The sequence below is a fragment of the Streptomyces durocortorensis genome (assembly GCF_016901035.1).
Lineage (GTDB): Bacteria > Actinomycetota > Actinomycetes > Streptomycetales > Streptomycetaceae > Streptomyces > Streptomyces durocortorensis.
Genome location: NZ_JAFEUF010000254.1, coordinates 1 through 9,154, shown reverse-complemented (window position 1 = coordinate 9,154; position 9,154 = coordinate 1). Strand labels below are relative to the sequence as shown.

Here is a 9,154-nt window from a genome sequence, read left to right as displayed (position 1 = left end):
CCGCCACCCGCCCCCACCGCCTCGCAACGGGGGGACGGCGAAGCGAACGCACCTCCTCATTCACTGCAAGGAGCCGCACACTGTGAGCAGTGCCGACCAGACCCCTGCCGCCAGCCCCGCGCTGCGCGCCGACATCCGCCGCCTCGGCGACCTCCTCGGCGAGACCCTCGTACGCCAGGAGGGCCAGGAACTCCTCGACCTCGTCGAGCGAGTACGCGCCCTGACCCGCACCGACGGCGAAGCCGCCGCCGAGCTCCTCGGCGACACGGACCTGGAGACCGCCGCCCAGCTCGTGCGCGCCTTCTCCACCTACTTCCACCTGGCCAACGTCACCGAGCAGGTCCACCGCGCCCACGAGATGCGCGACCGCCGCTCGGCCGAGGGCGGCCTCCTGGCCCGCACCGCCGACCGCCTCAAGGACGCCGACCCCGAGCACCTGCGCGAGACGGTCAAGAACCTCAACGTCCGCCCGGTCTTCACCGCGCACCCCACCGAGGCCGCACGCCGCTCCGTCCTCAACAAGCTCCGCCGCATCGCCGAGCTGCTGGAGACCCCGGTCATCGAGGCCGACCGCCGCCGCCTCGACCTCCGCCTCGCCGAGAACATCGACCTCATCTGGCAGACCGACGAACTCCGCGTCGTCCGACCGGAGCCCGCCGACGAGGCCCGCAACGCCATCTACTACCTCGACGAGCTGCACGCCAACGCCGTCGGCGACGTCCTCGAAGACCTCGCCGCCGAGCTGGACCGCGTCGGCGTCGAACTCCCCGCCGGCACCCGCCCCCTCACCTTCGGCACCTGGATCGGCGGCGACCGCGACGGCAACCCCAACGTGACGCCCGCCGTCACCTGGGACGTCCTGATCCTCCAGCACGAGCACGGCATCACTGACGCCCTGGAGATGATCGACTACCTCCGCGGCCTCCTCTCCAACTCCATCCGCTACGCCGGAGCCACCGAGGAACTCCTCGCCTCCCTCCAGGCCGACCTGGAGCGCCTCCCCGGCATCAGCCCCCGCTACAAGCGGCTGAACGCCGAGGAGCCCTACCGCCTCAAGGCCACCTGCATCCGGCAGAAGCTCGTCAACACCCGCGAGCGCCTCGCCGAAGGCACCCCCCACCGCCCCGGCTGCGACTACCTCGGCACCGCCGAGCTGATCGCCGACCTGGAGCTGATCCAGACCTCCCTGCGCGAGCACCGCGGCGGCCTCTTCGCCGACGGCCGGATGGACCGCACCATCCGCACCCTGGCCGCCTTCGGCCTCCAGCTCGCCACCATGGACGTACGCGAACACGCCGACGCCCACCACCACGCCCTCGGCCAGCTCTTCGACCGGCTCGGCGAGGAGTCCTGGCGCTACGCCGACATGCCCCGCGACTACCGGCAGAAGCTCCTCGCCAAGGAGCTGCGCTCGCGCCGCCCGCTGGCTCCCACCCCGGCCCCGCTCGACGCGGCCGGCGAGAAGACCCTCGGCGTCTTCCACACCATCAAGCAGGCCTTCGAACGCTTCGGCCCCGAGGTCATCGAGTCGTACATCATCTCGATGTGCCAGGGCGCCGACGACGTGTTCGCCGCCGCCGTCCTCGCCCGCGAGGCCGGACTCCTCGACCTCCACGCCGGCTGGGCGAAGATCGGCATCGTGCCGCTCCTGGAGACGACGGACGAGCTGAAGGCCGCCGACGTCATCCTCGACGAGATGCTCGCCGACCCCTCCTACCGACGCCTCGTCTCGCTCCGCGGCGACGTCCAGGAGGTCATGCTCGGCTACTCCGACTCCTCGAAGTTCGGCGGCATCACCACCTCCCAGTGGGAGATCCACCGCGCGCAGCGCCGCCTCCGCGACGTCGCCCACCGCTACGGCGTACGCCTGCGCCTCTTCCACGGCCGCGGCGGCACCGTGGGCCGTGGCGGCGGCCCCTCGCACGACGCGATCCTCGCCCAGCCGTGGGGCACGCTGGAGGGCGAGATCAAGGTGACCGAGCAGGGCGAGGTCATCTCCGACAAGTACCTCATCCCGGCCCTCGCCCGCGAGAACCTCGAACTGACCGTCGCGGCCACCCTCCAGGCCTCCGCCCTGCACACGGCGCCCCGCCAGTCCGACGAGGCGCTCGCCCGCTGGGACGCGGCCATGGACACCGTCTCCGACGCGGCCCACGGCGCCTACCGCAAGCTCGTCGAGGACCCGGACCTGCCCGCGTACTTCCTCGCCTCCACCCCGGTGGACCAGCTCGCCGACCTGCACCTGGGCTCGCGGCCCTCCCGCCGCCCCGGCTCGGGCGTCTCACTGGACGGCCTGCGCGCCATCCCGTGGGTCTTCGGCTGGACCCAGTCCCGGCAGATCGTCCCCGGCTGGTTCGGCGTCGGCTCCGGCCTCAAGGCCCTGCGCGAAGCCGGACTCGACACCGTCCTCGACGAGATGCACGAGCACTGGCACTTCTTCCGCAACTTCATCTCCAACGTCGAGATGACCCTTGCCAAGACCGACCTGCGCATCGCCCGGCACTACGTCGACACGCTCGTCCCCGACGAGCTGAAGCACGTCTTCGACGCCATCGAGGCCGAACACGCCCTCACCGTGCAGGAAGTCCTGCGCATCACCGGCGGCGAGAAGCTGCTCGACACCAACCAGGTGCTCCAGCAGACCTTCTCCATCCGCGACGCCTACCTGGACCCGATCTCCTACCTCCAGGTCTCCCTGCTCGCCCGCCAGCGCCAGGCCGCCGAGCGCGGCGAGGAGCCCGACCCACTGCTCGCCCGCGCCCTGCTGCTCACCGTCAACGGTGTCGCGGCGGGCCTGCGCAACACCGGCTGAGCACCGCGTAGGCACACGGGCGGTCCTGCTACAGCGCGACGAACGTCGCCACCAGCAGGACCGCCCCCGTCATCCCCACACCCCACGCCGTCCGCGCCATCCGCAGCCCGCCGCCGATCACGAACGCTGCCAGCAGCATCGCCCCGCCGAGCGGCACCCAGGCATGCAGAAAGCCCGGCGTCCCCGTGCGGACCACCGCATCGGAGCCGGGCTTCACCACCACGGGGAATCGATCCCCCTCGCGCGCCGCGACCGACCGGTCCACGGTCACCCGCGCCCGCTCCCGTGACACCGCGTCCGGTGTGAACGACCCGGTGCACTTCTCGTCGCCGCACTCCGACACCGTCACGGTCCCGTGGTCACGGCCCTTGGCCAGAATGATGTGGTGCGCGGTCTCCCACGACGACCACACACCCGCGACCAGCAGCACCAGGACGACCAGCCCCATGGCCACTCGCCGCCCCGCGACCGCCGCCCGGTGGGAAGAGCTCCGCTTCATGGGGGCAGATCCTTGGCCAGACCCGTACTCCTGGTCAACCTATGGCCGAAAAACGCCCCACCAGGAAAGGGAATGTCAGGAGTTGTACGCGCTCTGCGCCCGCTCAAGCCCCTCCGCCAGCAGACACTCCACCGCGTCCGCCGACCGGTCCACCAGGAACGCCAGCTCCTTGCGCTCCGTCGACCCGAAATCCTTCAGCACGAAATCCGCGACCTGCATCCGCCCCGGCGGCCGCCCGATCCCGAACCGCACCCGGTGATAGTCCGGACCCATCGCCTTCGTCATCGACTTCAGCCCGTTGTGCCCGTTGTCCCCGCCACCCAGCTTCAGCCGCAGCGACCCGTAGTCGACGTCCAGTTCGTCATGGACCGCCACCACATGGTCCGTCGGCACCTTGTAGAAGTCCCGCAGCGCCGTCACCGGACCGCCCGACAGATTCATGTACGACATCGGCTTCACCAGCACCACCCGCCGGCTCCCCGGACCCGGCGGACCGATCCGCCCCTCCACCACCTGCGCCTGCGCCTTCTGCGCCCGCTTGAACTTCCCGCCGATCCGTGTCGCCAGCAGATCGGCGACCATGAACCCGACGTTGTGCCGGTTCGCCGCGTAGTCGGGGCCGGGATTGCCCAGGCCCACGATGAGCCAGGGGTCGGTGGCGTCGGACATCAGCGCTCGGTCTCCTCGTACTCGTACGGCTCGCACAGGGGGGATGGCAGGCGAACGGGGCGGCGGCTCCCCGGGAAGGGAACCACCACCCCGTCAGTCAAGCAGGTGGAACGGTGAGGGGAGAGGCTCAGGCCTCGGCGCCCTCGGCCTCGGCGTCCTCGCCCGCGGCCGGCTCCTCGGCCTGCGCGGCGACGACCTGGATCACGATGGCGTCCTCGTCACCGGCCAGCGTGGCGCCCTTGGGCAGCGTGATGTCCTTGGCGACGATCGAGTCACCGGCGTCCAGGCCCGCGACGGAGACCGTCACGGACTCGGGGATGTGGGTGGCCTCGGCCTCGACGAGCAGGGTGTTCTGGACGAACTCCAGCAGGTTGGCGCCCGGCGCCAGGTCGCCCTCGGCGTGCACCGCGATCTCGACCTCGACCTTCTCGCCGCGCTTCACGGTCAGCAGGTCGACGTGCTCGATGGTGCCCTTGAGGGGGTGACGCTGCACGGCCTTCGGGATGACCAGCGCGTTCTTGCCGTCGATCTCCAGACCGATCAGCACGTTGGCCGTACGCAGCGCGAGCAGCAGCTCGTGGCCGGGCAGGGTGACGTGGACCGGCTCGGCGCCGTGGCCGTAGACGACACCGGGAACCTGGTTGGCACGACGGACACGGCGGGCGGCGCCCTTGCCGAACTCGGTACGGACCTCGGTGGCGAGCTTGATCTCGGCCATGTTGCACTCCTCGTCAGGTACGGAGAGCCGTCGGGGGCGACGGAACTCGAACGGTCACCCGGCCCACGACAGGCCTGCTACGAAGAGCGCGTCGATAACGGACCGCCGTACACACGGGTACGGCCTCCCTCGCCGAGCAACTCGCTGAGTCTACCCGGCGGGGAGGCCGCACCCCAAAGTGGATCAACAGGGACCGTCAGTGGATCAACAGGGACCGTCCTCGGACGGTCGGCCCTGCTCCGCTCAGCCCTGCTCCTCGAAGAGGCTCGTCACCGAACCGTCCTCGAACACCTCACGCACCGCACGCGCGATCGTCGGCGCGATCGAGAGCACCGTGATCTTGTCCAGCTCCAGCTCGCCCGGCGTCGGCAGCGTGTCCGTGAACACGAACTCGCTCACCTTCGAGTTCTTCAGCCGGTCGGCCGCCGGACCCGACAGCACCCCGTGCGTCGCCGTGACGATGACGTCCTCGGCGCCGTGCGCGAACAGCGCGTCCGCGGCGGCGCAGATCGTGCCACCGGTGTCGATCATGTCGTCGACCAGCACACAGACGCGGCCCTCGACGTTGCCGACGACCTCGTGGACGGAGACCTGGTTCGGCACGTCCTTGTCGCGGCGCTTGTGCACGATCGCCAGCGGCGCGTCCAGCCGGTCGCACCAGCGGTCGGCGACCCGCACGCGGCCCGCGTCCGGGGAGACGATCGTCAGCTTGGAACGGTCGACCTTCGCACCCACGTAGTCCGCCAGGATCGGCAGCGCGAAGAGGTGGTCCACCGGGCCGTCGAAGAAGCCCTGGATCTGGTCCGTGTGCAGATCGACGGTGAGGATCCGGTCCGCACCCGCCGTCTTCATCAGGTCCGCCACCAGACGGGCCGAGATCGGCTCACGGCCCCTGTGCTTCTTGTCCTGGCGGGCGTACCCGTAGAACGGCACGATCACCGTGATGGAGCGGGCCGACGCGCGCTTCAGCGCGTCCAGCATGATCAGCTGCTCCATGATCCACTTGTTGATCGGAGCCGTGTGGCTCTGGATCAGGAAGCAGTCCGCGCCACGTGCCGACTCCTGGAACCGCACATAGATCTCACCGTTGGCGAAATCGAAGGCCTTCGTCGGCACGAGACCGACTCCCAGCTGATGGGCGACCTCCTCGGCCAGCTCGGGGTGGGCGCGGCCGGAGAAGAGCATCAGTTTCTTCTCGCCGGTCGTCTTGATCCCGGTCACAGCACAGTCTCCTCAGACGTGTATCTGGCGCTGCACGCATAGGTCCCGATGTGCAACGAGCCAGCCGAAATGGGGTGAGCATCTATCACGGTACGCCGTCACCGGCGCACCTGTTTCCGGTCAGCTTTGCCCGTCGGGCTCCTGCGACGAAGCCTGAGCGGCCTGCGCGGCGGCACTGCCCGGACGCTTCCGGGCCACCCAACCCTCGATATTCCGCTGCTGGCCCCGCGCCACGGCCAGCGAACCGGCGGGCACGTCCTTCGTGATGACCGACCCGGCGGCGGTGTAGACCCCGTCCCCGACCGTGACCGGTGCCACAAACATATTGTCCGAACCGGTACGGCAGTGGGAGCCGATCGTCGTGTGGTGCTTGGCGACGCCGTCGTAGTTCACGAAGACGCTGGCCGCACCGATGTTGGTGTGGTCGCCGATGGTCGCGTCGCCGACGTAACTGAGGTGCGGAACCTTGGTCCCCTCACCGATCGTGGCGTTCTTCATCTCGACGTACGTACCGGCCTTGGCCTTGACCCCCAGCCGCGTCCCCGGCCGCAGATACGCGTACGGGCCGACCAGCGCCCCCGGACCGATCTCGGCCGAGAGCGTCACGGAGTTGTCCACCCGGGCGCCCGTGCCGACGACGGTGTCCTCGATCCGCGAGTTTGGCCCCACCTCGCTGTCCTCCGCGAGATGGGTGGTCCCCAGCAGCTGCGTCCCCGGATGCACGAGGGCGTCACGCTCGTACGTCACGGTCGCGTCGATCAGCGTGGACGCCGGGTCCACGACGGTCACGCCCGCGAGCATCGCCCGCTCCAGCAGCCGCTCGTTCAGCAGCCGGCGCGCCTCGGCGAGCTGGAGCCGGTTGTTGATGCCGAGGATCTCGCGGTGGTCGCCCGCGACGGACGCCCCGACCCGGTGCCCGGCCTCGCGGAGGATGGAGAGCACATCGGTGAGGTACTCCTCGCCCTGGCTGTTGTCGGTGCGCACCTTGCCCAGCGCGTCGCCCAGCAGCCGCCCGTCGAACGCGAACACCCCGGAGTTGATCTCCCGGATCGCCCGCTGCTCGTCGGTGGCGTCCTTGTGCTCGACGATCTCGGTGACCGCGCCGGTGGCGGCGTCGCGCACGATGCGCCCGTACCCGGTGGAGTCGGGGACCTCGGCGGTCAGGACGGTGACCGCGTTGGCGTCGGCGGTGTGGGTGGCGGCGAGCGCGCCGAGCGTGTCGCCGGACAGCAGCGGGGTGTCGCCGCAGACGACGATCACGGTCCCGTCGACGCCCCCGCCGAGCTCTTCGAGCCCCATGCGGACGGCGTGCCCGGTCCCGTTCTGCTCGGCCTGGAAGGCGGTGCGCACGGGGGCGTCGCCGGCGTTCAGGTGCGCGATGACCTGCTCACTGGCGTGTCCGACGACCACGACGAGGTGCTGGGGGTCCAGCTCACGGGCGGCGGCGACGACATGTCCGACGAGCGAGCGCCCGGAGATCTCGTGCAGAACCTTGGGGGTCTTCGACTTCATGCGGGTGCCCTCACCCGCTGCGAGGACGACGACGGCTGCCGGGCTGGTTGCGCTCACGGATGTGCCCTTCGGCTTCGGGTGGTGGTCATCCGCAGGATACCGGGGGTGTTTCCACGGGAAACGGGGGCGGGCCCCGACCGGTGTGGTCGGGGCCCGTGCGTCGAAGCTCCCCCACCAGGATTTGAACCTGGACATACGAGACCAAAACTCGCAGTGCTGCCTGATTACACCATGGGGGACTAATCCCGGCTGTACCGGACATTGTGTCGGTTCGCCGGATCGGCACTCAACACTATGCCGTACCAAGCGCCTTCTACGCGACGGTAGAGCTTCGCGCTCCAACTCCCGGCCCCGTCGCAGCTGCGGATGCGCGGATGCGGATGGGTGGATGCCGACGCGTGCGCGCAGTCCCGCGTTTTCCGCCCTGCGGGATCGTCGTCCGGAATGCGAACGTTCGGGTCGAAAGCGCGGTCGATTCGCCATTTCAGGCGATCGGCATGCGTTTCGTGCCTGTTCGAATGCGGAACGTGCTGTTGCCGGTCACCCGAAATTGGGATGCGTCCGCCCGTAGGGTGGATGGCATGACCGCAACGGGGGCAGACCGGGAGGCGGCGGGATCGACCACCCGCGGCTACTGGTGGTGGGAGCGGCGACGTGGTGTCGCCCTGGACGTGGGACTGGCGCTGGTATCAGCGCTGGAGTGTGGCCTGGAGGGGGTGGAGTTCGCCCGGAACACCGGGATTCCGGTGCCGGTGGGTGTGGTGTTCGGGCTTCTCGCGGGTTCGGTGCTGCTGATCCGGCGGCGGTGGCCGATCGCCGTGGTGCTGGTGACGATCGCGCTGACGCCCGCCGAGATGGGCTTCCTGATGCTGCTGATCGGCCTCTACACGCTGGCCGCGTCCGAGGTGCCGCGCCGGATCACCGTCGTCCTGGCGGGGATGGCGCTGGTGGGGACGTTCATCGTCACGTACGTACGGCTGCGGCAGAACGTGGCCGAGCAGGCCGACTTCGGGCCGGGGGACTGGTACGTCCCCCTGATGTCCGCCTTGATGGCGGTGGGGCTCACGGCCCCGTCCGTGCTGCTCGGCCTCTACATAGGGGCCAGGCGCCGGCTCATGGAGAGCCTGCGGGAGCGGGCCGACTCGCTGGAGCGGGAGCTGTCGCTGCTCGCGGACCGGGCCGAGGAGCGGGCGGAGTGGGCGCGTACGGAGGAGCGGACCCGGATCGCCCGGGAGATGCACGACGTGGTCGCCCACCGGGTGAGCCTGATGGTGGTGCATGCCGCCGCCCTCCAGGCCGTCGCTCCGAAGGACCCGGCGAAGGCGGTGCGGAACGCCGCGCTGGTCGGGGACATGGGCCGGCAGGCGCTCACGGAGTTGCGCGAGATGCTCGGGGTGCTGCGTACGGGGGAGGCGTTGACCGCGCCGGCCGCCGCGGGTGGGGTTCCGTTGGCGTCGGTGCGGCAGGCGGGGATGGTGGTGGAGCTGTCGGTCGACGGTGAGCTGCGGGCGTATCCGCCGGAGGTGGAGCAGACGGCGTTCCGCGTGGTGCAGGAGGCGCTGACGAACGTGCACAAGCATGCGGCGGGCGCGAAGACCTGGGTGCGGCTCGCGCATCGGGAGGCCGAGGTCGCGATGCAGGTGGAGAACGGGCCTTCGGACTCGGGGGCGGCGGCATGCACCACCATCAGGCTCACCCGGTGGGCGACCACGTCGTGCATCTC

General features: G+C 70.1%; 7 protein-coding genes. 2 read left to right on the top strand and 5 right to left on the bottom strand.

Annotation, left to right across the window (positions count from 1 at the left end):
• Positions 1–82: 82 nt before the first annotated feature.
• A complete protein-coding gene (ppc, locus tag JS521_RS30290) occupies positions 83–2,812 on the top strand; it encodes a phosphoenolpyruvate carboxylase (protein ID WP_205086129.1) in 2,730 nt (909 codons plus the stop codon).
• Between the two features lie 28 nt (positions 2,813–2,840).
• Here the strand turns inward: ppc and JS521_RS30285 are convergent, their stop codons facing one another.
• The 5 genes from JS521_RS30285 to glmU form a co-directional block, all read right to left on the bottom strand.
• The gene (locus JS521_RS30285) at positions 2,841–3,311 is read right to left on the bottom strand and encodes a hypothetical protein (protein ID WP_205086128.1); all 471 of its coding nucleotides are present in this window, start codon (positions 3,309–3,311) and stop codon (positions 2,841–2,843) included.
• 75 nt (positions 3,312–3,386) lie between these two features.
• Positions 3,387–3,980: an aminoacyl-tRNA hydrolase gene (pth, locus tag JS521_RS30280; protein WP_205086127.1), complete on the bottom strand. Its 594-nt coding sequence runs from the start codon at positions 3,978–3,980 to the stop codon at positions 3,387–3,389.
• A 127-nt stretch (positions 3,981–4,107) separates the two neighbouring features.
• Complete coding sequence (locus JS521_RS30275; RefSeq protein ID WP_205086126.1) at positions 4,108–4,698, bottom strand: 50S ribosomal protein L25/general stress protein Ctc; 591 nt, start codon at positions 4,696–4,698, stop codon at positions 4,108–4,110.
• A 243-nt stretch (positions 4,699–4,941) separates the two neighbouring features.
• The gene (locus JS521_RS30270; protein WP_007455203.1) at positions 4,942–5,919 is read right to left on the bottom strand and encodes a ribose-phosphate diphosphokinase; all 978 of its coding nucleotides are present in this window, start codon (positions 5,917–5,919) and stop codon (positions 4,942–4,944) included.
• Positions 5,920–6,039: 120 nt separating this feature from the next.
• Entirely contained in the window at positions 6,040–7,488 is a 1,449-nt protein-coding gene (gene glmU / locus JS521_RS30265; RefSeq protein WP_205086125.1) for a bifunctional UDP-N-acetylglucosamine diphosphorylase/glucosamine-1-phosphate N-acetyltransferase GlmU, read from the bottom strand.
• Positions 7,489–8,012: 524 nt separating this feature from the next.
• Between glmU and JS521_RS30260 the strand changes: the two genes are divergently transcribed.
• Positions 8,013–9,154: sensor histidine kinase (locus JS521_RS30260; protein ID WP_205086124.1), on the top strand; the 1,142-nt coding region annotated here is incomplete at its 3' end.